The organism is Paenibacillus lignilyticus, assembly GCF_017942085.1.
GTDB classification, from domain to species: domain Bacteria; phylum Bacillota; class Bacilli; order Paenibacillales; family Paenibacillaceae; genus Paenibacillus_Z; species Paenibacillus_Z lignilyticus.
Map to the genome: position 1 here is coordinate 164,909 of NZ_JAGKSP010000007.1, position 25,749 is coordinate 190,657.

General features: G+C 53.4%; 22 protein-coding genes. 18 read left to right on the forward strand and 4 right to left on the reverse strand.

Annotation, left to right across the window (positions count from 1 at the left end):
- Positions 1-178: 178 nt before the first annotated feature.
- Entirely contained in the window at positions 179-853 is a 675-nt protein-coding gene (locus I8J30_RS18420; protein ID WP_210660512.1) for a TerC family protein, read from the forward strand.
- An 89-nt stretch (positions 854-942) separates the two neighbouring features.
- Here I8J30_RS18420 and I8J30_RS18425 read toward each other — a convergent pair whose 3' ends face one another.
- A complete protein-coding gene (locus tag I8J30_RS18425; RefSeq protein ID WP_210660525.1) occupies positions 943-3,015 on the reverse strand; it encodes a beta-galactosidase in 2,073 nt (690 codons plus the stop codon).
- 154 nt (positions 3,016-3,169) lie between these two features.
- Here I8J30_RS18425 and I8J30_RS18430 point away from each other — a divergent pair, with 154 nt between their 5' ends.
- The 4 genes from I8J30_RS18430 (at position 3,170) to I8J30_RS18445 (ending at position 7,045) form a co-directional block, all read left to right on the forward strand.
- On the forward strand, positions 3,170-4,093 hold the full coding sequence (locus I8J30_RS18430; protein WP_240548175.1) for an AraC family transcriptional regulator: 924 nt from the start codon (positions 3,170-3,172) through the stop codon (positions 4,091-4,093).
- A gap of 133 nt (positions 4,094-4,226) precedes the next feature.
- Positions 4,227-5,255, forward strand: coding sequence for an ABC transporter substrate-binding protein (locus I8J30_RS18435; RefSeq protein ID WP_338044890.1), 1,029 nt, complete (start codon positions 4,227-4,229; stop codon positions 5,253-5,255).
- Between the two features lie 70 nt (positions 5,256-5,325).
- Positions 5,326-6,249 carry an ABC transporter permease gene (locus tag I8J30_RS18440; RefSeq protein ID WP_210660527.1) on the forward strand — a complete coding sequence of 308 codons (924 nt, stop codon included), beginning with the start codon at positions 5,326-5,328 and terminating at the stop codon, positions 6,247-6,249.
- Position 6,250: 1 nt separating this feature from the next.
- Complete coding sequence (locus tag I8J30_RS18445) at positions 6,251-7,045, forward strand: ABC transporter ATP-binding protein (RefSeq protein WP_091223382.1); 795 nt, start codon at positions 6,251-6,253, stop codon at positions 7,043-7,045.
- An 896-nt stretch (positions 7,046-7,941) separates the two neighbouring features.
- Here the strand turns inward: I8J30_RS18445 and I8J30_RS18450 are convergent.
- Positions 7,942-8,784, reverse strand: coding sequence for an alpha/beta hydrolase (locus tag I8J30_RS18450; protein WP_210660529.1), 843 nt, complete (start codon positions 8,782-8,784; stop codon positions 7,942-7,944).
- Positions 8,785-9,015: 231 nt separating this feature from the next.
- Between I8J30_RS18450 and I8J30_RS18455 the strand changes: the two genes are divergently transcribed.
- The 6 genes from I8J30_RS18455 (at position 9,016) to I8J30_RS33760 (ending at position 14,207) form a co-directional block, all read left to right on the forward strand.
- Positions 9,016-10,128 (forward strand): Gfo/Idh/MocA family protein, encoded by a 1,113-nt coding sequence (locus I8J30_RS18455; RefSeq protein ID WP_210660531.1) that lies wholly within the window; start codon positions 9,016-9,018, stop codon positions 10,126-10,128.
- Between the two features lie 32 nt (positions 10,129-10,160).
- Positions 10,161-11,216: an oxidoreductase gene (locus I8J30_RS18460; RefSeq protein ID WP_210660533.1), complete on the forward strand. Its 1,056-nt coding sequence runs from the start codon at positions 10,161-10,163 to the stop codon at positions 11,214-11,216.
- A gap of 38 nt (positions 11,217-11,254) precedes the next feature.
- Complete coding sequence (locus tag I8J30_RS18465) at positions 11,255-12,085, forward strand: sugar phosphate isomerase/epimerase family protein (RefSeq protein ID WP_210660534.1); 831 nt, start codon at positions 11,255-11,257, stop codon at positions 12,083-12,085.
- Between the two features lie 140 nt (positions 12,086-12,225).
- Complete coding sequence (locus I8J30_RS18470; protein ID WP_210660536.1) at positions 12,226-12,981, forward strand: hydroxypyruvate isomerase family protein; 756 nt, start codon at positions 12,226-12,228, stop codon at positions 12,979-12,981.
- Positions 12,982-13,105: 124 nt separating this feature from the next.
- Entirely contained in the window at positions 13,106-13,921 is an 816-nt protein-coding gene (locus I8J30_RS18475) for a phytanoyl-CoA dioxygenase family protein (RefSeq protein ID WP_210660538.1), read from the forward strand.
- 160 nt (positions 13,922-14,081) lie between these two features.
- A complete protein-coding gene (locus I8J30_RS33760) occupies positions 14,082-14,207 on the forward strand; it encodes a hypothetical protein (protein WP_276316149.1) in 126 nt (41 codons plus the stop codon).
- A 207-nt stretch (positions 14,208-14,414) separates the two neighbouring features.
- On the opposite strand, the gene I8J30_RS18480 is transcribed toward I8J30_RS33760, so the two are convergent.
- Positions 14,415-16,379 carry a methyl-accepting chemotaxis protein gene (locus tag I8J30_RS18480; protein WP_210660540.1) on the reverse strand — a complete coding sequence of 655 codons (1,965 nt, stop codon included), beginning with the start codon at positions 16,377-16,379 and terminating at the stop codon, positions 14,415-14,417.
- Between the two features lie 207 nt (positions 16,380-16,586).
- On the reverse strand, positions 16,587-17,249 hold the full coding sequence (locus I8J30_RS18485) for a GntR family transcriptional regulator (RefSeq protein ID WP_210660542.1): 663 nt from the start codon (positions 17,247-17,249) through the stop codon (positions 16,587-16,589).
- 263 nt (positions 17,250-17,512) lie between these two features.
- Here I8J30_RS18485 and I8J30_RS18490 point away from each other — a divergent pair, with 263 nt between their 5' ends.
- The 7 genes from I8J30_RS18490 to I8J30_RS18520 all read left to right on the forward strand — a co-directional run bounded on the left by I8J30_RS18490 (position 17,513) and on the right by I8J30_RS18520 (position 25,695).
- The gene (locus I8J30_RS18490; RefSeq protein WP_210660543.1) at positions 17,513-18,631 is read left to right on the forward strand and encodes a mandelate racemase/muconate lactonizing enzyme family protein; all 1,119 of its coding nucleotides are present in this window, start codon (positions 17,513-17,515) and stop codon (positions 18,629-18,631) included.
- Positions 18,632-18,646: 15 nt separating this feature from the next.
- A complete protein-coding gene (locus I8J30_RS18495; protein WP_210660545.1) occupies positions 18,647-19,432 on the forward strand; it encodes an SDR family NAD(P)-dependent oxidoreductase in 786 nt (261 codons plus the stop codon).
- A 66-nt stretch (positions 19,433-19,498) separates the two neighbouring features.
- Complete coding sequence (locus I8J30_RS18500) at positions 19,499-20,536, forward strand: zinc-dependent alcohol dehydrogenase (protein ID WP_210660547.1); 1,038 nt, start codon at positions 19,499-19,501, stop codon at positions 20,534-20,536.
- Positions 20,536-20,862, forward strand: a complete 327-nt coding sequence (locus I8J30_RS18505) for a cupin domain-containing protein (protein WP_210660549.1) — start codon at positions 20,536-20,538, stop codon at positions 20,860-20,862. Before I8J30_RS18500 ends, I8J30_RS18505 begins: the two co-directional genes overlap by 1 nt.
- Before the next feature lie 65 nt (positions 20,863-20,927).
- Positions 20,928-21,932 (forward strand): DUF4432 family protein, encoded by a 1,005-nt coding sequence (locus I8J30_RS18510; protein ID WP_210660551.1) that lies wholly within the window; start codon positions 20,928-20,930, stop codon positions 21,930-21,932.
- A gap of 1,312 nt (positions 21,933-23,244) precedes the next feature.
- Positions 23,245-24,954 (forward strand): outer membrane protein assembly factor BamB family protein, encoded by a 1,710-nt coding sequence (locus tag I8J30_RS18515; protein ID WP_210660552.1) that lies wholly within the window; start codon positions 23,245-23,247, stop codon positions 24,952-24,954.
- 27 nt (positions 24,955-24,981) lie between these two features.
- Positions 24,982-25,695 carry a hypothetical protein gene (locus I8J30_RS18520; RefSeq protein WP_210660554.1) on the forward strand — a complete coding sequence of 238 codons (714 nt, stop codon included), beginning with the start codon at positions 24,982-24,984 and terminating at the stop codon, positions 25,693-25,695.
- Positions 25,696-25,749 lie beyond the last annotated feature (54 nt).

A 25,749-nucleotide genomic window follows, 5' to 3' on the forward strand; every position in this document is an offset into this window, starting at 1 on the left:
CTCACGAGGAGATCTATATGAGCCTCCCTCCGAAATAGGGAGCACGATGATCGTTTTGCTAAGGCAATGGAATAATAGGCCATAACTTGGCCGGTAACGTCAATAGACAATCTGATTTGTTCTGTGAGATAATCAATCAACTATTGTGATACTCAGTCTGACGTAAGGAGCTTGAGGAATGGAATACCTATTATTGCTGGCAGAAATTATGCTGGTCAATCTCGTGCTTAGCGGCGACAATGCGGTTGTTATCGCGCTAGCTAGCCGTAATTTGCCATTGCAGCACCGGAAGAAAGCGGTTTGGTGGGGAGCGATGGCTGCTGTAGGGCTGCGGATTGTGTTGACTGCGGTTGCCGTATATTTGCTCAAAATCCCGTTCATCCAAGTAGCCGGCGCATTGCTCTTGTTCTGGGTAGCCATTCAGCTGCTTAAGGATGATGGCGACAGCAAGGACATCGAGGGTGCGCAATCTCTCGTGAAAGCGATTCGGATTATCGTGACGGCTGACTTTATTATGAGCTTGGACAATGTACTGGCGATTGCCTCCATTGCCAACAATAATATTTGGCTGATGTCGCTTGGGGTCGCGCTCAGTATCCCGATTATCGTATGGGGCAGCCAGTTGATTATGTCGCTGCTGCATAAGTTCCCGATTTTCATCTACTTAGGTGCAGGCATTCTAGGCTATACGGCCGGCGAAATGCTGGAAGAGAGCGAGACCGTGAAATCGGGGCTGCACAAGGTTTCCGAGTATGCGGACAATGTCTTCCCGTTCATCTGCGGACTGCTTGTCATCGCGATTGGTTATCTTCTGCAGAAGCGTGGGCGTAGTTCCGAGGTACAGGGAGCTTAACCTCCATTCTTCAACTTCAACAAAAGGCGAGCCGCCAGGGATCCGAAATCCCAAGCAGCTCGCCTTTTCTATTCTTCAGTACTCGCATATTACGCCTGCGTTTTCCTCTTCAGCAATAGAACCCCGTTCGCCTCAAGCTGGGCCGATTCATCAACCGCTGCCCCAGTCTCAAGATCTTCGTAGGCACGCTCATCCAGCGTTACGGTCTGCGCCTTGCCGCTGAAATTCATCACGAAAATATAATCATGCTCCCCATCGGAGCGCAGCTGCGCCGTCACGCCATCCGGCAGATCCGAGTCCAGCGTGCGGCTGACGCCTGCCTCTTCCACAATACGGGCATAGAAGTCACGCAGAAAATCTCCCTTAAGCCGCGTCGCCATATGATAAGCGAGACCTGTCCCAAGTCTATTCACAGTCAGTGCCGGCTGCCCGGCATAGAAGTCACTCTCATAAACGCCGAGCACTTCCGCGCCTTCGGAATGGATAATTTCACAGATTTCATGCGACTCATACGTGCCGCTGAGCCCAAGCGGGTTGCCGTCAGCAAGAACCAAACCATTGCGGTCATGCTCATACAGTCCTTCGATTTCCTCGGCCCAGATGCCCAGCGTCTTGCGCAGCGGCCCCGGGAATCCGCCGAGATGGCAGAGATCGGTAGCGCCGACAATGCCCGACCAATACGTTGTCACAAGCGTACCGCCGTTCTCCACAAACTTCTCCAGGCGGCGGCCTGTCTCTTCGGTGCACAGATACAGCATCGGAGCGACGATTAGGCTGTAGCCGGACCAGTCTTCCTCGGAGCCGACAACATCAACGGGAACGCCAAGATCCCAGAAAGCTTTGTGATGCGCAACGACGGTTTCTTCATAATGCAGCCCGATGTTCCGCGGTCCTTGCGAGTCCTTGATCGCCCACCGATTATCCCAATCGAAGAGCAGCGCCGTTTGCGATGGCGTCGCGCTGCCCAGCACCTCCGTCAAGCCGGACAGCGTCTTCCCAAGCGAAGCAACGTCGCGGAATACGCGCGTATGCTCCGTTCCGTCGTGATCGACGACTGCGCCGTGAAACTTCTCGCTGGAGCCGCGGCTTTTGCGCCATTGGAAGTATTGCACCGAATCGGAGCCATGCGCCACCGCTTGAAGGGAAGAAAGGCGATGCATGCCGGGACGCTTCAGCTTGCTGACCGGCTGCCAGTTCGTTAAGCTCGGCGTGCTTTCCATAAGCAGAAAAGGTTTTCGCTTCAAGGAACGATACAGATCATGATAGAAAGCAAAGAATGCCGCCAATCCGCTGTCATCCGTCGCTGCATGCCAAGTCGGATAAGCATCCCACGAAATGACATCAATTTCTTGGGCCAGCTTGCGGTAATCCAGCCCTTCGATCATATGCATATTGGTCGTAATCGGAAGCTGCGGATTGAATGGTCGAACCGAAGCAACCTCGTGCCTGCAGAAATCCGCCGTCTGGTCGCTGACGAACCGTCGCCAATCCAGATTATGAGCATGGACCAGGAATTCACCATGGAGAGCCGGAGATTCAATCTGCTCCCAATTCGTATAGGTATGCGCCCAGAACGTCGTCCACCACGCTGCGTTCAGCGCAGCCAGCGTACCGTATTTGGCCTTCAGCCAAGCTCGAAAAGCATCCTGGCAGTACTCGCAATGACATTCGCCGTTATATTCATTCGAAATATGCCAACCCAGAACAGCAGGATGATTGCCGTATCGCTCAGCAAGCTTCGTATTCATAATTGCTGTCTTCTCGCGGTAAACAGGCGATGTGAAACAGTGGTTATGGCGCATGCCGAACAGGTTGCGTACACGGTTGGCTTCTACGCGAAGCACTTCGGGATATCGCTGTGCCATCCATGCGGGACGCGCGCCGCTTGGCGTAGCGAGCCAAGCATAGATGCCATTTGAAGCGAAGGTATCGAGCAGGCGATCCATCCATTCGAAGGTGAACACGCCTTCCTCCGGCTCCAGCGCAGCCCATGCGAAAATGCCCACAGCCATCGTATTGCAGCCTGCGAGCTTCATGAGCCGAATATCTTCGGCAAGCACCTCCGGATCGTGCTGCCACTGGTCCGGATTATAGTCGGCGCCATGCATGAAAACAGGGAGCTTGTCACTTATTGGGGGAAACTTTTGAAGCTTCGTCGTCATGGTTAGTAATCCTCCTGTTTATTATCGTACAATTCGCGCATTACGGATTTGAGTTTGCGGTCTCTATGAACTCCATAATAGAATATTATTAGGTTATTAACATCGAACGGAACGAATAATAAATCGGATAATTCGAACATAAAAGGAGATGGAGATGATGCTCCCCTTTCTGCTGGCAGATCAGTCTCAGCGGAATAAACCTTTGCCGCTATCCGTCTATTGCATAGGCAGCCATGAACAGAAGCATTTGATAAGGCCCGAAGGATTCCCCACACCGCAGCTGTTCCTGACTCGACAAGGCACAGGCATATTCGGCATCAATGGCAGTGAGAATATCGTGCTGAAGCCGGGCAGCGCATTGCTGCTGAGGGAGCATGTGATCCATGAATATTATCCGGCCTCCGCAGGCGGGCAGTGGGAGCTTGGTTTTGTGGCATTCCGGGGGGCGGCGGCGGAAGCGATGCTGGATACGATTATGGGATCATCCGATACGGCAACGGCAACGGCAGCGGCAACGGCAGCGGCAGCGGCAGCGGCAACGGTGGCAGCAAGGGCTGAGCAGGATAAACATTATCTCTTCGAACCCACTAACTTTCAAGAACTGTGGGAGAAGCTCGAGCTGCTGTGGCATCTGATCAGCGTAAGCGGCGAGGACGGCTATTGGGAGGCCTCGCTCGGCGCTTATGACTTACTGTTGACTGCTATTCGGGGCCACAGCGGGATGGAGCTGAAGCAATCGGTTACCCCCGGAGGCGATGGCAATGCCGCGCTGAAGGCAGGCGTTCAGCTGATGCATGATCATTATAATGAACGATTGCTGCTTACGAATGTGGCCCGAGCGTCCGGTTACTCCGTGCAGCATTTTCATCGGTTGTTCGTGAGCAGTTATGGCATGACGCCGAATCAGTATATGAATCGCATCCGAATGAAGCGTGCAGTGCAGCTCTTGGAGGAGCTTGGTGGTGCCAACGGCAGCGTGGAGAAGGTTGCCATGCAGCTTGGGATGGAGACGAGTTATTTTATCCGATTGTTCAAGAAAACGTACGGAACGACCCCTAAACAATGGAAAACCATTTAATTTGTTTAATAAATTGACGAAATTGTGTCCTCGCCGTTAGAATAAGGAATATCACTTTGGCACTTTTCCGAGTCAAAGCATATGTGCGTTAACGGGGTACTAGACAAACATTAGATGAAAAGGGGTAATAATTGTGAAGAAAAAGATGATTGCTTCTCTCCTAATCTCAGCGGCTGCACTTGTAGCGGTTACTGGCTGCGGGGCCAAAAATGACAACACGTCAGGTTCTGGCAACAACGCAGACTCCAAAACGTATTCGATCGCGATCTCGCAATATGTCGAGCATCCGTCGCTTGATGCAACACGCGAAGGTTTCCTGGCTGCGCTTAAGGATGCCGGTATTACGGAAGGCGACAACCTGAAGGTTGATATGAATAACGCGCAAGCGGATGCCAGCAATAATCTATCCATCGCCCAGAAGCTCGCTTCCAAAGACTATGATCTTATTCTTGGTATCGCAACACCATCCGCGCTTGCGGTTGTACAAGAAGAGAAAGAAAATCCGGTATTGTTCGCGGCTGTAACCGATCCGCTCGCGGCGAAGATCGTCAGCAGCTTGGACAAGCCGGGCGGTAACGTTTCCGGTGCGTCCGATACGAACCCGGCAGCGATTACGCAGCTGATGGAATTTGTCGCAAGTAAATTCACGAACGTGAAAACGGTAGGTATGGTCATCAACGAGGGCGAGCCGAATGCGGTTATTATGGCAGACCTGGCTGAGAAAGCTCTTGCCGAGCACAACATCAAGCTGCTTAAAGCGCCTGTAACGGCAACTTCCGAAGTAAGCCAAGCGGCTGAATCGCTGGTTGGTCGTGCAGATGCCCTTTACATCGCACTGGATAACACAGTCGTAAGCAGCGTTGACTCCATTATTAAAGTAGCTAACGATAACAAAATCCCATTCTTCTCGAGCGATCGCGATACGGTTGAGAAGGGTGCTTTTGCAACGGTAGGCTTCAAATACTATGACCATGGCTACCAAGTTGGTCAAATGGCCGTTGAAATTTTGAAGGATGGCAAGAAACCGGCTGACATGAAAGTAACTGTGCCGGAGAAGCTGGATCTTATCCTTAACCTGAAAGCCGCTGAAGCACAAGGCATCACGGTTACAGACGAGATGAAGAGCGAAGTGAAAGATCAAGACACTAACATCATTAAATAAATAAAGGTTAATCGGAGTGGGCGGTTCCTGTCGCTCGCTCCTTTTCTATTTTATTAAGGAGGCTATGACGATGCTAGGATCAATGATCGGAGCGGTAGAGCTTGGTCTGCTGTATGCTTTAATGGCGATCGGCGTCTACATCACGTTCCGCATACTCGATTTTCCCGATTTGACTGTTGACGGCAGCTATACGACAGGCGGCGCTGTTGCGGCGATCATGATTACGCATGGCTACGAGCCGTGGATTTCAACCCTTTGTGCGTTTCTTTGCGGGTTGGCCGCGGGTGCGTTGACGGGCCTTCTTCATACGAAAGGCAAAATCAACGGGCTGCTTGCCGGTATTCTGATGATGATCGCGCTTTATTCCATCAATCTGCGGATTATGGGTAAGCCGAACATTTCGCTTGTGAATACAGATACGTTGTTCTCCGCTATTTCGGACAATAGCTGGGTGTTCATTCCGGTTCTGGCCGTGCTTGTGCTGCTCGTTAAGCTGCTGCTGGATGGGTTCCTTCATACGGATGTGGGACTCGCGCTTCGTGCAACCGGCGACAATGCCCGCATGATTCGCAGCCTGGGTACCAACACGGATACGACCAAAATCATCGGCGTGAGTCTGTCGAACGGACTCGTTGCGCTGTCCGGTGCGTTAATCGCGCAGGAATCCGGTTTTGCGGATATGTCCATGGGGGTCGGCACGATCGTACTTGGACTGGCTTCGGTTATTATCGGGGAAGCGATTTTCGGCTTCCGAACGGTGTTTCAAGCGACATTGGCAGCCGTTCTCGGCTCCATCGTGTACCGGATTATTTACGCGCTGGCTTTGCGCGTCGAGTTCTTCGATGCTTCGGATTTGAAAATGATTACGGCCTTAATCGTCGTCGCTGCATTGGTCATCCCGACCGTTCGGCGCTCGATGAAGCAGAAGGTTTTGGCCCGCAAACGAACCCAGGAGCTGCTCGTTGCGGCTGGCAGTAAGGGAGGTCAAGCCTAACATGTTGGAAATTGCACAAGTATCCAAGTTATTCAATCCCGGAACGCCGGATGAGAAGATCGCGCTCATGAATATCCAGCTGAAGCTGAATCCCGGCGACTTCGTTACCGTAATCGGCAGTAACGGTGCAGGTAAATCAACGCTGATGAACATCATTTCCGGCGTCATGAAACCGGATATCGGCGAGGTTCGCATCGATGGCAAAGCGATTCACCATCTGCCGGAGCATGAACGCAGCCGCTGGATCGGGCGCGTCTTCCAGGATCCGATGGCAGGTACCGCTCCGACGATGTCGATCGAAGAGAACCTGTCGATGGCGTATATGCGCGGTAAGAAGCGGGGGCTTAACTGGGGCTCCAGTAAGGTGAAGCGCAAGCTGTTCCGCGAGCAGCTGCAGCGCCTTGGCATTCGCCTCGAGGAACGGATGAGCGCGAAGGTCGGCCTGCTGTCCGGCGGAGAGCGCCAAGCGCTCAGCCTGTTGATGGCGACGTTCACGAAGCCGCAAATTTTGCTGCTGGATGAACACACGGCAGCGCTTGACCCGGCTCGGGCGGAGCTCATCACGGTGCTTACCGAAGAGATCGTCCGCGAGATGAAGCTGACGACGCTGATGGTGACGCACAACATGGAGCAGGCGATCCGCCTCGGCAATCGCTTGATCATGATGGATAAAGGCCGCATCATTCTGGACATTCCGGAATCACGCAAACGCGACCTGACGGTTCCGCAGCTGCTCGGCGAATTCGAGCAAATCAGCGGCCGCCAGCTGGCGGACGATCGGATCGTCCTGGGGTAAAGAGGATAGAGTCGAGAATAGGCTGCGCGATGCAGCTTGTTCTCGACTTTTTTGTTGCGGCGCGCGGTGCGCGCCGGGGGCCGGCACATCCGCGGGCGGTTAGCGGGTGCGGGTTGTTACGCCGCTCTTGCTGCTCGACAACCGGGCAGGATCGTTAGTGCCCCCGAGTATCGCAGCTGAGGAAAAGCAGCTTCCCTCGCATGGACTCCACCTCCATAAGCGGCATATTCGCTAACGGTGGCAGAAATGGCGCGAAAGGCGCACGTTAAGCGGATATGTCGCTAACAGTGCCCGCAGCTGCGGAAAAGTAGCTTCCCTCGCATGGACTCCACCGCCATAAGCGGCATATCCGCTAACGGTGGCAGAAATGGCGCGAAAGGCACACGTCAAGCGGATATGCCGCTAACAGTACCCGCAGCTGCGGAAAAGTAGCTTCGCACGCATGGACTCCACCCTCGATACATAGCTGAGAGTAGAAAAAAGCAACTCTCAGCAGAGGAAATGCCAATATAGCTGAGAGTGGTGAAACACGACTCTCACCGCCGAAATCGCTCAAAAAAGAAGCTGAGAGTCGCAAAAGACGACTCTCGGCATCGAAACACCCACAATCACGCTCGCGCCGGAGCGCAAGAGTCGTAAAACGCGACTCTCACCGCCGAAATCGCTCAAAAAAGAAGCTGAGAGTCGCAAAGTCCGACTCTCAGCATCGAACCCCCCACAACCCCGCTCGCGCCGGAGCGCGAGAGTCGTAAAACGCGACTCTCACAGCCGAAATCGCTCAAAAAAGAAGCTGAGAGTCGCAAAACCCGACTCTCAGCCCCAACCTCACCCTCGCGCCAAGCGCCGAGAGCGCCACCCACCGCCCGCCGCCAACCTCGCGCCAAGCGAGTCCCGGGCTACTCGCCAAGCTGCTTGGCCAGCCACTCCTTCACCGTGTCGAACACGTCATCGCGATCGAGCTCGTTGTGGAGCTCGTGCTTGAGGCTGGGCCATTCGATGAAGGTACAAGGCGCGCCGGCTAAGTCGGCGAACTGCCGACTCGCCTTGATTGAGGTTACTTTGTCGCTCCCACCATGCATGAGCAGCAGCGGCAAACGCCATTCGGCAGCATGTTTTAACGCCCACATCCCGGCACCTTGAACGCTGAGGAAGAAACGAGCGGTGATGGAGCCGTGGCCAAGCGGATCCTCTTGATATCGTTTGAGCATGACCGGATCAGAAGTCAAATGGTCACCGTTCATAGGTCTTTTATTGGTATAAGAGGGGAATAATCGATTGATCACCCGCGCAATCATCACTTGGAGCGGAGGCGGGTTGAAGGCGAGCATTAGCCAAGGGCCAGTTACGATCACCCCGTTCACGTCCGGTTTCCGCCGGAGAACGTAGTTCAGCGTAACGTTGCCGCCCATGCTATGTCCGTATAGGAATACCGGTGTATCCGGGTAGCTCTCTTTTGCCGCAATCAGCATCGAATCAACGCCGTGAAGCAGCGCATCATAAGTAGGTGTATGCCCGCGTTTGCCCTCGTTCTTCCCATGTCCGACCTGATCGAAGCCGAAGACCGCATACCCCGCTGCCGTAAACATTTCAGCAACATGCTCATAACGGCCGATATGCTCACCCATTCCGTGGATGAGACCAATAACGGCTCGAACGAGCTGCCGATTCTCGGGCCTCCATTCACAAGCATAACGAACGGTGCCATCTTCGCATTGCAGCTGAAAACTACGCTCAATCATCGTTCTGCCTCCCGTAGGCGCTCATTCCGCCAGATGCGATTTTTCCGAATTGTTCTCTACATTGCTAATTCAAACTTTACCATAGTAGAACCGGGAAAATAAATGTGAACGCGAATCCCCCAAATTTTAGACTGGAAAGAAAGAAGGAGATACGGCATTATAGAGAGAAGTTGAACGGTAGCAAGTTTATTCTATTAAACCTAACGGTGTTGGATCAGGAAAGGTGGACGTATGCGTAAAACGAAAGTAGGTATCATTGGCAGCGGCGCAATCAGCGGCATTTATCTGGAGAACTGCATGGGCATCTTCAGCGGCGTGCTTGAAGTTGTAGCCATAGCGGATCTGTTCGTAGAATCGGCGCAAAAGCGTGCAGAAGAGTTCGGCATTCCCAAAGCGTGCTCACCTCAAGAATTACTGGCAATGCTTGAGGTCGAAATCGTCATTAACTTAACTTCCCCGACTGTTCATACGGATGTAAACTTGCAAATCCTGCATGCGGGCAAGCATGTCTATGCGGAAAAGCCGTTCGCGCTAACACGTGAAGATGCCGACCGCGTCCTCGACCTGGCTCGCGATAAAGGGCTCCGCGTCGGAATCGCGCCGGATACGTTCCTAGGTGCAGGCCTTCAAACCGCTCGGAAGCTGATTGAAGATGGCTGGATCGGTACGCCTTATGCGGCAAGCGGCTTGATCATTATGGGGAACGCTTACGATGCGATGCATCCTCAGTTCCACAATTACCTGCAAACCGGCTGGGATCCACTTTTTGATATGGCTCCATACTATTTGACGGCATTCGTTAATTTGCTTGGTCCGGTTCGCAAAGTGTCGGGCTCCGTAGGCAATGTGAACCGTGAGTTTACGGTTACGAATCCCAAATCGCCTCGTGTTGGCGAAACGGTGCCTATTACGGCGCCTATGCATGTTTCGGCCTTGCTGGAGTTTGATAACGGTGTATCCGCAACGCTGCAAGTTGGCAAAGAGAGCTTCGGTTATACGCCGCGCCTCGAGATTTACGGTACAGAAGGCAATCTGGTAGTGAACGATCCTAACATGTTTGACGGTGCAATTACGCTCCAGCAAGCAAACGGTACGGTGAAAGAGTTCCCGTATTCCCACGGTTTCTCGAAGAACAGCCGCGGCATTGGCGTAGCCGACATGGCTTACGCGATTCAATCCGGCAGACCGCACCGGGCAAGCGGAGAGCTGTCCCGTCATGTGCTCGATATTACAATTGGCATACTCGATAGTGCCGAGAGCGGCAAACATATTGCAGTTGCAGCACCTTGCGAAGTTCCGGCTCCACTGCCGCTTGGCTTGAAATATAATCAACTAGACGTTTAGCACATTTGAAATAAGATGGGGGTCTTAAAATCATGAGTGAAAAAATTCGAGTTGGACTGATCGGTTACGGTTTTGCCGGCCGTATTTTTCATGCGCCATTTGTAGATGCTGTTGACGGGCTGGAGCTGGCTGCCGTTGTTGAGCGCAGAACCGCCCATTCGAAGGACAAATACCCTGGGGTAAATGTCGTGAACGACGTCCGTCATTTGTACGAGGATCCGAGCATCGACCTCATTATCGTTACGACGCCGAGCACGGATCACTACGCTTTCGTAAAAGACGCGCTGCTCGCTGGCAAGCATGTGGTTGTGGAGAAGCCGTTCACACCGACTTCCGCAGAAGCGGACGAGCTGATTGCGCTGGCCAAAGAGCAGGGCAAAGTGCTGAGCGTCTATCATAACCGCAGATATGACGGCGATTACTTGACCGTCAAGGAGCTGCTTCGTCAAGGCATGATCGGCGAAGTAAGAGACTGCACTTTCTCATGGGACGGCTTCGACCCGGTCATGAGATCGACGAACTGGCGTGAAGGAGCGCAGCCGGGTACAGGCGTGTTCTACGATCTGGGCGTTCATCTCTTCGACCAAGCCCTTACGCTCTTCGGCATTCCGGATGCCGTTAACGGCGATGTCCGCGTGCAGCGAGAAGGAGCAGAGGCTCATGATTTCTTCGATGTGACCTTGTTCTATGGCAATCAGATGAAAGTAAGAGTGAAATCCTCGAAGTTTGTGCGCGAAGCCAGCCCGCGTTATGTATTGCATGGCACGGAAGGCTCTTTCGTCAAATACGGAACGGATCCGCAAGAGGCCGCGCTGATTGGCGGAGCGATGCCCGGCGATCGCGGATTCGGCATTGAACCGCGCGAAAATTGGGGAAAGCTCAATTCTTCGATCGGAAGCATGCACTTTGAAGGCGTTGTTGAAACGTTTCACTCGTCTTACAAGGGATATTATGACAATATTTACAAGCATATCACCGGACAAGCGGAGCTGAATGTAAAACCGGAAGAAGCGCGAAATGCGATCCGTCTGATCGAGCTTGCGCTTCAAAGCAGTGAGGAAGGCAGAACGCTGCCGGTTAAACTGTAGGCTGATTCACTCGTCTGCAAAATAGGAGGAACGAAGCTATGTTTCCATTCCAAGCGTCATTGAACGCGTCGACATTATTCCCTTTTAAGCTGAATGTGCTGGAGCAGATCACGGTTGCTGCCGAAGCAGGTTATGAAGGTATTGAGCTGTGGGTTTCGGATATTGAAGCTTTCCTTGCGGGCGGCGGTACTGCGGAGCAAATCAGAGAGTGCTTGACTCGGAACAACGTTGCGTTTGCGAACGCAATCGCATTCTTCAAGTGGGCGGATGCCGATGCAGCCGTTCGTGCCGAGGGTTTTGCCCAAGCGGAGCGAGAGCTGCGCATGCTTGCTGAGCTGGGCTGCCGCGCTGCGGCTGCGCCTCCTTTTGGCGATGTGGCCAGTGTTTCCTTGAGCGAAATGGGACAGTATTATGCGGAACTGACGGCGCTTGGCCGCGAGATCGGCATTGATGTTTATTTGGAGTTCTGGGGAAAAGCGAGCAATCTTTCGAACGTTAACGAAGCGAAGGAAGTCGTTCTTGCTTCCGGCATCGAGCAAGCACAAGTATTGCTGGACCCGTTCCATATGTACACGGGTGGAAGCAGCGTTGAGGACTTGAAGCAGCTTCAAGGCAGTCAGATTGGCATCGTGCATGCCAATGACTATCCGGCTGCTCCTTCAAGGGAAGTCATTACGGATGCTCAGCGGGTATTCCCCGGAGAAGGCGTTGCTCCTTTGAAAGAAATAGCCGAAGTGTTGTACGCTTCCGGCTACCGCGGTTTTCTGTCGGTGGAATTGTTCATCGAGGACTTCGGAAGCCTTACGGCTGCGGAAGTGGCGAGCAAAGGAATTACGACATTGAAGCAAGCTTTTCAGGTGGAAGTTTAACGAATTGGCGTAACCAGAGGGCTGGGCATTCGGATCAAATCCGGTGCTCGGCCCTTTTCCATTATCTTCTTTACAGCCGGGCACTTGCAGTCCTATAATCGACTCGATAGCGCCAAGTCAGGTTCTAAGGGGATGCTGTAATGAAACTGTCCGTATGTTTGGATGCTTTGTATCATGGGAAGGATTTTTTCGCGAGCTTAGAGGAAGTTCGCGGCATCGGGTATGACACCGTCGAGTTCTGGTCGTGGTGGGATAAGGATGTGGAACGTCTTGCACAACTTGCGAGCGATTACAACATGACGGTAGCGTCCATGTGCGTGAAATCGGCGAACTTGGTCGACGAAGCATTGCGAGAGGTCTATCTGGAAGGACTTCGAGAGAGCATTGTCGCTGCCAAGCGGCTTAACTGCCGCACTTTGATTTTGACGGTCGGGCAGGAACTTGCCGATGTGCCGCGGGAAGTGCAGCAGCAATCCATCATTGACGGACTTCGCGCGAGCGCGCCGCTTGTCGAGGAAGCCGGCATCACGATCGTGCTGGAACCGCTAAACACGCTTGTTGATCATAAAGGTTATTATTTATCTTCATCGGAAGAAGCTTTTCATATAATCCGTCAGGTCGGAAGTCCGAATGTGAAGCTGGTCTTCGATATCTATCATCAACAAATTATGGAGGGCAATTTGCTTGCCAACATTCTTCCGAATTTGGAGCTGATCGGTCACTTCCATGCTGCGGGCAATCCGGGTCGCCATGAGCTGAGCTCGGGGGAGCTGCATTATGGGCGGATATTTGAGGCCATTGATGCCGCTGGTTATGAAGGCTACATGGGACTGGAATATTTCCCGGTTGCCGCGCCGGAGGTTGGGTTGAAGGAGCTGCTCGCCGCTTCCCTTTAAGGAGTATAGTGGGGCGGTCGCGGTCACGGCAGCGGTATCGGTTACGGATGCATGGGCATAGGCGGGGGCAGTTCAGTAGTTCAAGATAGAGTATTGCGCATGAAAGACAATGGGAGGAGCATGAATGATGAAGTTGACGGATGAGCAGCTTGCGTTCTTTGATACCTTTGGCTTTATTAAGTTTGCCGGACTCTTGAAGGCTGATCATGAATGGATCACGGAGGAATTCGAAGCGGTTTTCCCGATGCTGGAGGAAAAACATGACGGCTCCAAGCGTACGATGATCGTTCCGTTCGTCGACCAGCGCGAGCGGCTGTGCTCGTTGGTCGATGACCCGCGGATTGCCGGGATAGCGAAATCGCTGCTGGGCGAGGATTTCAACTACATGGGCAGTGACGGGAACTACTACACCGGCGACACGCCTTGGCATCGGGATGGGGAGAACCGGGCGCGCCGGCATATCAAGATGGCCTTGTATCTGGATGAGCTGGACGGGTCAAACGGAGCGCTTCGCGTAATGCCCGGGACGCATCGCTTAGATGACCAGTATGGACAGGATGCGGCAAAAGTTTGCCGGTCCATTGGCCAGCTTGGCATCCATGGCGCAGACCTGCCGGCACAGGTACTCGATGTCGCGCCCGGCGATGTGCTGGTGTTCGACCACAATCTGTTTCACGCTTCCTTCGGAGGAAGCTCGCAGCGCCGAATGTTCACCTTGAATCTGTGCCAGCGCTTTAAGGATGACGAGATCGATGAGCTGCGCAGCTATATCTTGATGCATGCCCATTTTCGCGGCGAGCACTATTACGGCAAAGCGATGCTAAACAGTGCCACTGAGGAGCGGCGCACCCATTTGGAGCAGGTCGACTCCGTCTGCGGCGACTTCGCCAAACGGACCGAGCACCTCCCGCGCCTGCCGATGCGGATCGGCAGGCCTTAAATTGAAAATCCCCGCCGGGGAACGGTTATCCGTTCCTTGGTGGGGATTTTATATTTTTGTGGCGGGAAGAGTTGAGGTCTCAGCGAAAGAAGGGTACGAGGGGATCTACATGAGAGTGAATTTGGCGGAATGAGCGAAAGAAGAATACGAGGGGATCTACATGAGAGTAAGTTTGGCGGAATGGGCGAAAGAAGGGTACGAGGGGATCTACATGAGAGTAAGTTTGGCGGAATGGGCGAAAGAAGGGTACGAGGGGATCTACATGAGAGTGAATTTGGCGGAATGAGCGAAAGAAGAATACGAGGGGATCTACATGAGAGTAAGTTTGGCGGAATGGGCGAAAGAAGGGTACGAGGGGATCTACATGAGGGCAAATTTGGCGGAATGGATAAATTTCGGAGCATTGGCAGCGCCAGCACAGCATCATTAACAAAGGGGCAGCAGCCTTAAGCCATCTCGCGATGCGCCTGAGAGCCGCTGCCCCTTATCCTATTTACAACTTAAACCGATCTACACGTTCCTGCAAATCCTCGGCCATCTTGGTCAGGAAGGCGGCCGATGCGGCGATTTCTTCCATCGATGCAAGCTGCTGCTGCGCGGCGGCGGACACATTTTGCGTAGCCATTGCGTTCTCTTCCACAACCTCGGAAATCGCCCCAATTGCAGCTACTGTTTCTCTGCCGTCATTCGAAATCTGCTGGGAGACATAAGTAACCTCTTTAATCTGCGATTCCACCTCGAGCACAGAGCCTTGAATTTGCTTGAACAACACGCCCGCGCGGCTGATAACGGCAATTCCCTCCGTTACTTCAACCGATGTGGCTTGCATGGATTCAACGGCCATATGCGTACTGCTCTGCATCGATTGGACGACCTCGATAACGCCCTTGGAGGAAAGGGCGGTTTGCTCGGCCAGCTTCTTTACCTCTTGAGCGACCACGGCAAAACCCCTCCCATGCTCGCCGGCTCTGGCTGCTTCAATCGATGCGTTCAAAGATAACAGGTTTGTTTGGCTCGATATCTCTTGAATCATACCGACCATTTGACTGATTTCTAGCGATTGCTCGGACAAATTGGTAATGACGTGGGACAGATGCTCAAAAGTGCGCTCGATCGACTGCATTTGCGCTACCGCAGTTTGAATCGCTTCGTTGCCCTCCGCCGAGATATGGGAGGTTTGAACCGCCACTTCGGTTACTTGCTGTGCATTGGAGGCGATCTCTTCCACACCTTTAGACATCTCATCGACCGAAGAGGAGCCGAGCTTTACGCTGTTCACTTGCTTCTCGGCGCCGACTGCCATCAGTTGAATGTTTTCTGCGATGAATTGTGTAGCGACCGACGTTTGATCGGAGCTGGCGGAGAGCTGCTCGGAAGAAGCGGCGAGCTGATGAGAGGTTTCGTTCACCTCGATGAGCAACGTCTTCAGGGAATGAATCATATCGTTGAAGCTTGTGCCCAGCTGCGAAATTTCGTCACTGTTGCCGCGCGACGTATCGATAGCAACTGTTAAATCACCGCCGCTGATTTGTTTGGAAACGGCGATCAATCTTCGAATCGGAGCGACGATGGAGCGGATGATGAAATAGATGAGCGCTGCGCCGACAACCATGCAGATTACGATAACAAGAATGGTTTGATACAGAATGGCCGCCGCATCCGCATTGATTTCATCCACGCTGAACGTTCCCGCAAGCTTCCAGCCTGTCATGGTGTTCGTAATGACGGATTCCTTCATCGTCTGGCCCTTCTCTTCGTAGGTGAATAAGGCGGAATCAGCTGCATACATCGGGGTTGCGATTGCTGTAGGCACGGGAGCTCCGGGCTGCGCCTTCGGGTGAATCAAGTAGGTTTTGTCTGCGCCGGAGATCGTCACATAACCGTCTTTGCCGATCTTCACCATCTGAATTTGCTTGGATAGAGCGCCTAGATTAAGGTCAACGCCGATAACGTACGAATGATCCGGCGCGGATTTGGCGATGGTCACGACGATTTTGCCGTCCGTTGCATTGACATAAGGAGCCGTAACGATAATTTGACCGTTCTGCTTCATTGCTTGCTCATACCAAGGCCGTGTCCGTGGGTCAAAATCCTCCGGCAGCTCCTGCTTAGGCGTGAGGAGCATTTCACCCGTTGCGGTGCCGGCGAACGTATTGTCAATCTCCGGATGAAGCTTCCCAAACTTCTCGAGTTTGCCTTGCAGGTCAACGGCATCAGCCGCGGATAGACTTTGCGAGAGGAAATCGACGTCCCTGCGAATCGGCTCGACATAGCCGGTAAGCATTTGATCCAGCACGCGGACATTTTCGTTAACGGTCGCGTTCATTCGTGCTTCAATTTGATCTTTGGCGGTACCGTACGAGAACCAGCCAATGGCAAGGCTCGGAATAAGCAGGATAGCCGTAAAAGCCAGAATAAGCTTGTTTCGAAGCGTTAGTGCGAATAAATTGCGTTTCATGACTAGGACCAACTTTCTATTGTCTCATTTTATGGAAGCTGTGGTTCATTGCAGGCATTGTTGTGACATGAATCATTATCCACCTAAACTATTAAATAATGTTGTGAAAAGGTGCGGAAAACGATTAGGTTTTTGTTAGTTCTGTTAGCGCGCACAGGGAGAAATAAAAAAAAACGAGACCATTGCGGTCTCGTTTAAGGAGATGAATCATGATTTGGTAAAGCAAAGCAGATTGTCGTCGCTGTGGAGATGGTTCAGAATCGCTTGCTGGATCAGCTCCAGATCCTTCGTTCGAAACGCATCGAGCAGATCCTGATGATCCTTCTCCATGTGGTCCAAGTCGTAGAACGGCAGGTTTTTGGAGAAATGCAGGCGGATCTGATTGACGATGCTTTGCCATGTGAGCATGACCGTGCGTTCAGCGGCCATTTCCAGAATGGACTGGTGAAAAAGAATATCCAGATCAACGAGCCGACTCTTCGTGCCGCTCGCCACAGCTTCTCTCATCTCATCGATGATGCCCTGCTGCTTGCTGAAGAATGGCTCGTCCAGCTTGTCCAAATACCGTTTCACTACAAACCACTCGATATGGAAGCGGATCGGCATGAGGATGTGCTGCACTTCATCGGCATCCAGATCGGCGACGATCGTTTCTTTATAGGGAACGGAGTGCAGCAGGCCTTCGCGTTCGAGCTGGCGGATCGCTTCGCGAATAGGGCCGCGGCTGACCCCCATTTGCTCTGCAATCTCCATCTCTTTAATGCGCGCGCCGGGCTGCAGATGTCCGTTAAGGATCGCTTCTCGTAAATCATGCGTCACTTTCTCGCGAAGTGACGTATTTGCTTGCTGCTTGAATGTGAATTCAGCCATATCAGAATTGCTCCCTTATAAGAGTAAGACCCCCATGATGGTGCCGGGTTAACCGGATAAATCCTAGTATACGTTGTATGCTTAGAAAATGCACTTATTTTGTATTTTGTTAACAAACGGCAATAAACAATTAGGATGAATATTGTTGACAATAATTCGAGCCCAGAACTACAATAAGTTTAATTCAATGTAAGCGCTAAACATTATGAATGCGGCGAACATTTTACGGCATGAAGATATTACGCGAGCAGGGGGAACCGGCAATGAGAATTACAGAAGTGGAATCGATTTATTTGCGTATTCCGGATTTGGATGCTGAGCGCTGCGATGGTACGCAGGATACGCTTATGATCCGCATTCATACGGATGAAGGGATTACCGGCTATGGTGAGGTTGACTCTGTTCCGCTTGTGGCGAAGGCTGCCATTGATGCACCGCCTTCTCACTCGATTGCTACGGGTCTCCGCTCGCTTCTAATTGGCGAAAATCCGCTTGAAATCGATCGTCTGTGGGATAAAATGTACCGCGGTACGATCTATTTCGGACGCGGCGGTCCGGTCATGCATGCGATGAGCGGCATCGATATGGCGCTGTGGGATATTGCCGGCAAGAAGGCCGGACGTCCGGTGTCCGAGATGCTCGGCGGCACGTACCGTTCCAAGCTGAAAGCTTATGCGAGCTCGCTTATGCCGGACACGATTGAAGAGGCGGTTCGCCTTGCAGGTCAGTTCGCTTCGGAAGGTTACAAGGCGATGAAGTTCGGCTGGGGGCCGATCGGCCGCGATCCGAAATTCGATGAACAGCAAATTCGCGCGATCCGCGAAACCGTCGGCGAAGACATTGACGTGATGATCGACGGCGGTCTGGCTTGGGATTTGAAAGGCGCGCTCCGCATGGCGGAAGTGTATGAGAAGTACGGCGTGTTCTGGCTCGAGGAGCCGCTTCATCCGGAGGATCTGATCGGCTATCAGGAGCTGTCCAGACGGACGACGCTTCGCATAGCAGGCGGCGAGCAGGAGAGCGGCGTGACCGCGTTCCGCCGGTTGATTGAAGATGGCGGACATGATATTGTCCAGCCGGATTTGGGCCGCTGCGGCGGGCTGACCGAAGGCAAACGCATCGCGTACATGGCGCATGAGCGTCATAAGCTTGTTGTACCGCATGCGTTTAAGACGGGGATTCTGGTTGCGGCGAGCACGCATTTTGCTGCGGCGATTCCGAACGGATTCATGATCGAGCATACCGCTTCCACTTCGCCGCTGGCACGCGACTTGGTTTCGGAGGCGATTACGTTTAAGGACGGCTACGTGTACGTACCGGATCGTCCGGGTCTTGGCGTTACGGTCGATGAAGCAGTCGTGGAAAAATATCGCGTCAAATAGGAGGATTCATCTCACATGGCGAAAGCGGGCAGGTTTGACGGCAAGGTGGCTCTGATTACAGGCGGAGCAACAGGTGTCGGCTATGCAACGGCATGCCGCCTGGCCTCGGAAGGCGCATCGGTTGTCCTTACGGGCCGTCGCACGGATGTCGGAGAGCGTGCTGCTGCAGCGCTGGTCGAGCAAGGGTATCGCGCTGCATTTATCGCATGCGATGTGTCGGACGAAGCGGCGGTTGCCGCGATGTTCGCGCAAATGGAGAGCGTCTACGGGCAGCTTGATATTCTGGTGAACAATGCGGCGACGTTCGAACCGATGCGATTCCTCGGCGCGGAGATGAAGGACTGGCGCAAGGTGTTCGATATTATCGTCGACGGCACCTTCCACTGCACACAAGCCGCTGCGCGCATGATGTCGGCCAAGGGAACTCGCGGCTCGATCATCAATGTGTCCTCGATTAACGGCAGCCGCGCGCTGGATGAATCATCGAGCTACAATGCGGCGAAAGGCGCGATGGACCAGTTGACGCGCAATACGGCGCTGGAGCTGATCGATGCCGGCATTCGGGTGAACTCGGTCGCGCTCGGGTTTATCGAGACGCCGATGTCGGTGGTGGATGGCGTGAAGGAGCATGAGACGGCGTGGTTTCAAGATATTTATGTCGCCCGCGGCAAAATCGCCCAAAGGCGTCAGGGCCAGCCGGAAGAAGTGGCAGGCGTCATCGCGTTCCTTGCATCGGAGGATGCATCGTATATGTGCGGCGCGGTCATTCCGGTTGATGGCGGATTGTCGATAACCTTTTGATAAACGAGAGAGGTGCGGGAGCATGGTCTCCTTGCGCCTCTTCATCCTGAGAGGAGATTAGAGGCTATGCGAGCACTTATCTATGAAGGCCCGAAGGAAATGAATGTAAGGGAAGTCGAGGCACCGATCGCCGGGGAAGACGAAGTTGTCATTCAGGTCGCGTACAGCGGAATCTGCGGTTCGGAGCTGAGCGGATACTTAGGCAAAAACTCGCTCCGAAAGCCGCCGATGATCTTCGGCCACGAGTTCTCCGGCACGATTGCCTCCGTGGGCAGCCGGGTTGAAGCCTCCGGCGCATGGGCGATTGGACAGCGCGTCACGGCGAACCCGCTTGTGACCTGCGGCCATTGCGACAGATGCGCGAGCGGCAGGCAGCAGCTGTGCGTCTCGCGGAAGCTGCTTTCCGCGGCGCTGCCGGGCAGCAACGCGGAATATGTGAAGATTCCGGCGGCGTTCGTCTATGCGGTGCCGGATGGAATGACGATGCAGCAGGCTGCTTTGGCGGAGCCGACTGCGTGCGCGGTGCGTGTTGCCGAGCTCGCGGCTGCGAAGCCGACGGACAAGGTGCTCATTCTCGGCATGGGGCCGATTGGGCTGCTGGCTCTGCAAGCGGTGCTGCAATATGGCGTAAGTGATGTCATTGCCGTTGACATGAACGAGGATCGCCTTGCGATAGCGCGGCGTCTTGGCGCGAAGCATGTGATTTGTCCAGCCGGCGTTGATACGCTGGAGGAAGTGAAGCGGCTGACCGGCGGCAGCGGCGTGAACATTGCTATAGATGCGGTTGGCGCTGGCTTGACGCGCAAGCAGTGCGTACTGGCTTGTGCGACCGGAGGCCGGGTGGTTTTCACGGGGCTGCATGAGGAAGAGTCTGCGCTGCCGATTAATATCGCGATTCGAAGCGAGATTACGATGACGGGCTCTTTTGCCTATTCGGCTATGAATTTCCGTACGGCGCTCCAGTGGTTGGAGGAAGGCCGCATAGGGCTTGATGAAGGCGTAATTGAGGCGCCGCTTAGCGATGGCGCGAAATGGTTTGAGACGTTGCTCGGGTCGCCGGGCAACGTGTCGAAAGTATTGCTGGTTCCGGGAGGTGCATCGTAATGCCGCGTTTTGAAGAATGGCACTCGCCGATTGCCGGCATCAGCCGCAAAATTTTCCGCCCGGGCCAATCGATCATGAGCATGATGCTTACGCTCGACTCGGGGTCAATCGGTCCCGCGCATTCGCATCCGCATGAGCAGCTTACTTTTGTCATCAGCGGCAAAATCGCCATGACGATGAACGGCGAAACGACAATTGTCAGCGCAGGCGAGCAAATTCACGTGCCCGGCGATGCGGTGCATGAAGTGAAGGCGCTGGAGAATACGGTGATGATCGAGAACTTTACGCCGCTGCGCGAGGATTTGCTGGCTACGATAACGGAGTAGGGTGCGGATTCGGGCTTGAAGCTGGTTAACGAAGTAACCTGTGAGGCGAAAGGGTGGGCATGCCTGTGACCGTTACGGTGGATACCAATTGGACGTATAACGACATTCGAACGGTGCTGCTGGAGAATGAGCTGCTCCGTGTCATCATTATGCCGGATCTAGGCGCGAAAATATGGCAGATCACGTTCAAGCCGCGCGGCAAGGATCTTCTGTGGCATCATCCTCGGATGAAGCCGCGAAAGCTTGCGCTGCATACGGTCTATGACGATCATTTTTTCGGCGGCTGGGATGAGCTGTATCCGAATGATATCGCGGAGACGATCGATGGCGAGCCGTTCCCGGATCACGGGGAGATTTGGACGCTGCCGTGGCAGTATGCGCTGGAGCGGGTGGACCCTGAAGAAGTCACGCTTCACATGTGGGTGGAGACGCCGATCAGCGCATCGCGCCTGAGCAAGCGAGTTACGCTTCGCGCCGGTGAATCCAAGCTGCGTTTTGCCCATACGATTACGAATCTCGGCCGCAAGCCGCAGCCGTATTTGTGGAAGCTGCATGCGGCGATGGCAGCCGATGAGCATTCGCGGATCGATTTGCCTGCCCGTACCATGGAGATGGAGGGCTTCGGCACGCCGCGTACGGGTAAAACCTCATACAGCTACCAGTGGCCGTATTCCGAGGATGACGCTGGTGTCGTGCACGATATGCGCCAAGTGCTGCCGCATTCGTCAGGCGTCAGCGAGTTCCAATACGCTACGGATATGCAGGCTGGCTGGTGCGCTTTGACGCATACGCGGGAAGGCATCGGATTTGGTCTGAGCTACGATAACCGCGTGCTGCCCACATGCTGGCTGTTCGCCTCCTATGGCGGCTGGCGCGAGCTGCAAACCGTCGTGCTGGAGCCATGTTCCGGTTATCCGGTCGGGCTGCAGGACGGGCTGGATCGCGGAACGCATCAGATCTTGCAGCCGGGAGAGACGGTGTCTTGCACCGTCATCGCTACGGTGTACGAAGGGCTGTCCGCCGTCGAGCATATCGATGCAGACGGCGAAGTGACGGGCACGGCGGGTTGAGCAACCTGTTGCTTTAATGCTAATTAGCGGTTCGCCGAGAGTAGGATTTTCCTACTCTCGGCTATTTTTTTGTGCTGATTTGGAGCTGAGAGTCGGGTTTTCCGCCTCTCGGCCTCGGAACAGGGGGTTAGTTGGTTGGATGTTAGCTGAGAGTAGGATTTTCCTACTCTCAGATCTTTTTATGTGCTGATATCGAGCTGAAAGTCGGACTTTCCGATTCTCAGTCTCCGAATAAGGGGGGGAGTTGGTGCTGATTTGGTGCTGAGAGTTCGGTTTTCGAACTCTCAGCTATTTTTAAGCGCTAATTTGGATCTGAAAGTTCGATATCGGAACTCTAAAACGCCGAATTGGAGGTTGGTTGAAGGGATCGCCAGCTGAGCGTTTGATTTTGGAACTCTCAGTTGCATTTTGATGCTAGTTTGGTGCTGAGAGTACCGTTTTCGAACTTTCAGACGGCAAATGGTGGGTTAATAGTAGGTGCAGCCAGCTGAGAGTAGGATTTTCCTACTTTCAGCTATTTTTATGTGCTGATTAGGTATTGAGAGTCGGGTTTTCCGCCTCTCAGCCTCCGAACAGTGGGTTAGTTGGTGGAAATGTTCGCTGAGAGTAGGATTTTCCTACTTTCAGCTATTTTATGTGCTGATTAGGTATTGAGAGTCGGGTTTTCCGCCTCTCAGCCTCCGAACAGTGGGTTAGTTGGTGGAAATGTTCGCTGAGAGTAGGATTTTCCTACTTTCAGCTATTTTTATGTGCTGATTAGGTGTTGAAGAGTCGGGTTTTCCGCCTCTCAGCCTCCGAACAGGGGGTTAGTTGGAGGGGGCCGGCTGAGAGTCGGGTTTCGGCTTCTTAGAGGGAGAACCTTGCGAGAGTGGAGTCAAATATGGAGCGATGGCGACAACTTAAGCGGTATATTCGCTTAAGCAGCCCCAATCGAGCCAGTTTGCTGCACGCGTAAGCGGAATAGTCGCTTACAGCAGAAAAACAATGCGAGAAAGAAGCGAATTCGGGGCGTGGGAGTTACCTTAAGCGGAATATCGGCTTAAGTACTCTAGGCTGAGCCAGTTTGCACGCTGTAAGCGGAATAGTCGCTTGCAGCAGGAGAACTTTTCGAGAGTGGAGCAATTATGGAGCGAGGGCGACACCTTTAGCGGAATAGCCTCTTACAGAAGAAGGACTGTGCAAGCAAGGAGCAAATTTTTACGCGTTTGCAGCAGCGTTAGTGGAGCAGTCGCTGGAAAGGCATGTAACTTTTCCCTGTGAGCCTCGTCTATAGAGATGAATCGCAAACGAGAGTTGAGAGGAGCATGTCGCAATGAAGTCATGGAAACATACCACGCTTGCGCTGGTGGCGGCCGGAATGATCATGTCCAGCACCGCCGTAGCTGCAGCCTCTGCACAAACGAACCCGGATCCGAATGCGAGCTATGATGGCCAAGAGATGCCGGCCGCGTCGAATAAGGTACCTTTTACTAAGCCGGTCTGGACGGTCGAACTGGACAAACCTACGATAGAGAACAGCTACCAAGCCCCGATTGTGATCGATAACGGCACATTTTACACCATTAAGGCCGGCGTGCTGCAAGCGCGATCGATACAAACCGGCAAGCTGGTCTGGTTTAACGGCACGAAGCTGCAGGCCGGAGCTATCCAGCTTCAAAACGGCAGCTTATATGTAAGCGGCCAAGACGGCGCGGTTTATCAAGTGGCTGCCAAAACAGGCACGGCCAAACGTATCTATCAAGCGAATAAGAAGTCCACATTCAGCCAATTTAAGGTGGAAGGCAATACGCTGTATTTTGCCTCCTCGCTGGGGCTTGTTTCGGTCAATCTCGCAACGGGTCATGAAAAATGGCGCAATACGGATGTGAACAGTATTCCTGCGAAGGTCGGCGGCAAGCTGCTCGTGATGGCGATGGAGTCCGGCGCGATCACGGTGACGACTACCTATGCCATAGACGAAGCTACCGGCAAAACCATCTGGCGGCTGGCGGGCAGCCATTCGCATGTGCTGAAGGTGGACGGCGAGAAGCTTTATTTTGAAAACGATTGGCCGAAGTACGATACCGCCAAATTTCTCGTAGAGCTGGATGTTGTCGATCTGCAAACGGGCAAGGTCATCGATACGAAATCTTTTGTCCCCGTCAAGCAAGGGGAAGACCCGATGTACCAATACGCGACGAAGCTAGTGATTGATGGCGACGAGGTCTATGTATCCACCAAGGACCATCAGGTCTATCACTATAATTTGAATGCCGATCCTTCGGTTGTGAAACCGGAGATTATCGCGGATGAAGGGACATGGATCGCCGGACCCTATAACGGCAAGCTGATTTATAAGAACGGAGACAACATCGGTCTGCATGCGCGCAAAATAGTCGATCATTCGCCGGTTTACTATCAGGGGCCTGACAATCCGGCCAGCCGAGTCGATCTTATCGATTCGGGTCTGTATGTCGGGCAGACCGACGGCGAAGTGTATGCGCTGAACGTTGCGACAGGCAAAGCCCTTTCCCGCTATCAAACTTCCGCGCGGAGCTACGGTCCTTTCCAAGTGGCGGGAGATAAGCTGCTTGTGCAGGCTGAGGGGAAGCTATATGCGTTTACGCTTCCGGCGGAACTGCGTAAGCCGATCAGCGGCACTGGGCTCGGAACCGGAGCTTTTACTAAAGCGAATGCCAGCCTCTCGATTAATGGCGAGCTCAAGAAATTCGAGCCCAGCATGATGTCGACCAGCAATCGGATGCTGGTTCCGCTTCGTTTTCTCGTGAGCGAAATCGGGGCCGCAACCAGCTACAATGCACAAACCAAACAAACCACGGTCACGCGCGGCGACCGCTCGATTATTTTGGCGGAGGGAGCTCCGTTTGCGACTGTGGGAGGCGGGCAGACCGCGTTGTCTTATGCGCCTGTTGTGCTGGGCGGCAGCCTATACATTCCGGTCAGCGATATCGGCAAGCTGCTCGGAGTCACGGTGACGTGGAACGGGGGAACGCGAACGGTTGAAGTGAGCACGAAAAATTAGCCATGCGATCATGCCGGAGATGATGATATGAAGAAAAGGATAGTATCGCTCCTTCTGCTGCTTGTTTGCCTGACGGGATGCAAGAACGATGAGACTTCGATCTCGCTCGCGGATGTCACAGAAATCTTTGGCCAATCCGGAATTATCCTCTTACCGATGCAGGACCCGAATCCGGCGGCAGTATTTTCAAAGGCGTACAATGGCGTCGCTCCCAGCCGGTTTGAAGTGGATACGAAGCAGTCCATTAGCATTTATGTTTATCCCTCCGCATCGGAAGCTGTTAAGGGGATTAAGGATTTTGAAGACAAGACGGCAGCCGCCGATGTCATTGCGCATACCCGTTATCAGATCAACAATATCGTGCTTTATGACATCACGGATCTTAAGCCGAACAGGGATCGTGTAGCGAAGGTGATCAAGGATCTGCGAGGATTTGCTGCGTTGCCCAATTCACCATTGGAATTGACAGAAACAAGCAAAGCGAAGTACCGTGAAATCGCTTGGGCTACCGTCGATGAGGAGCAGCGCAAGCATGTGATTGGACACAGCACAGATGCCGAAGTGACAACGATGATCATGAACAATCAGTGGCTTGTGCCGAATAAGGATCGTACGAAGCTCCACTACCTTAAGCTGGTTACCGTAACGTTCAAAACCGATCAAGACGGGCTGCTTGGCCCTATTGTTGTCGTTATTAATCCTGTTAATCATGAAGTGGAAGGCTTCTTTCCAAGGTATTAATTGTCGCGCGCGGGCTCTCCCTAATCACCTGTAGAAATGACAAAAACCGCTGGC

Coding starts and splice junctions, on each gene's coding strand:
- I8J30_RS18430 (WP_240548175.1), top strand. CDS start 3,170: ATGATGCTCCCCTTTCTGCTGGCAGATCAGTCTCAGCGGAATAAACCT.
- I8J30_RS18445 (WP_091223382.1), top strand. CDS start 6,251: ATGTTGGAAATTGCACAAGTATCCAAGTTATTCAATCCCGGAACGCCG.
- I8J30_RS33760 (WP_276316149.1), top strand. CDS start 14,082: ATGAGAGTAAGTTTGGCGGAATGGGCGAAAGAAGGGTACGAGGGGATC.
- I8J30_RS18490 (WP_210660543.1), top strand. CDS start 17,513: ATGAGAATTACAGAAGTGGAATCGATTTATTTGCGTATTCCGGATTTG.
- I8J30_RS18480 (WP_210660540.1), bottom strand. CDS start 16,379: ATGAAACGCAATTTATTCGCACTAACGCTTCGAAACAAGCTTATTCTG.
- I8J30_RS18420 (WP_210660512.1), top strand. CDS start 179: ATGGAATACCTATTATTGCTGGCAGAAATTATGCTGGTCAATCTCGTG.
- I8J30_RS18505 (WP_210660549.1), top strand. CDS start 20,536: ATGCCGCGTTTTGAAGAATGGCACTCGCCGATTGCCGGCATCAGCCGC.
- I8J30_RS18440 (WP_210660527.1), top strand. CDS start 5,326: ATGCTAGGATCAATGATCGGAGCGGTAGAGCTTGGTCTGCTGTATGCT.
- I8J30_RS18500 (WP_210660547.1), top strand. CDS start 19,499: ATGCGAGCACTTATCTATGAAGGCCCGAAGGAAATGAATGTAAGGGAA.
- I8J30_RS18450 (WP_210660529.1), bottom strand. CDS start 8,784: ATGATTGAGCGTAGTTTTCAGCTGCAATGCGAAGATGGCACCGTTCGT.
- I8J30_RS18520 (WP_210660554.1), top strand. CDS start 24,982: ATGAAGAAAAGGATAGTATCGCTCCTTCTGCTGCTTGTTTGCCTGACG.
- I8J30_RS18485 (WP_210660542.1), bottom strand. CDS start 17,249: ATGGCTGAATTCACATTCAAGCAGCAAGCAAATACGTCACTTCGCGAG.
- I8J30_RS18495 (WP_210660545.1), top strand. CDS start 18,647: ATGGCGAAAGCGGGCAGGTTTGACGGCAAGGTGGCTCTGATTACAGGC.
- I8J30_RS18470 (WP_210660536.1), top strand. CDS start 12,226: ATGAAACTGTCCGTATGTTTGGATGCTTTGTATCATGGGAAGGATTTT.
- I8J30_RS18455 (WP_210660531.1), top strand. CDS start 9,016: ATGCGTAAAACGAAAGTAGGTATCATTGGCAGCGGCGCAATCAGCGGC.
- I8J30_RS18425 (WP_210660525.1), bottom strand. CDS start 3,015: ATGACGACGAAGCTTCAAAAGTTTCCCCCAATAAGTGACAAGCTCCCT.
- I8J30_RS18475 (WP_210660538.1), top strand. CDS start 13,106: ATGATGAAGTTGACGGATGAGCAGCTTGCGTTCTTTGATACCTTTGGC.
- I8J30_RS18515 (WP_210660552.1), top strand. CDS start 23,245: ATGAAGTCATGGAAACATACCACGCTTGCGCTGGTGGCGGCCGGAATG.
- I8J30_RS18465 (WP_210660534.1), top strand. CDS start 11,255: ATGTTTCCATTCCAAGCGTCATTGAACGCGTCGACATTATTCCCTTTT.
- I8J30_RS18460 (WP_210660533.1), top strand. CDS start 10,161: ATGAGTGAAAAAATTCGAGTTGGACTGATCGGTTACGGTTTTGCCGGC.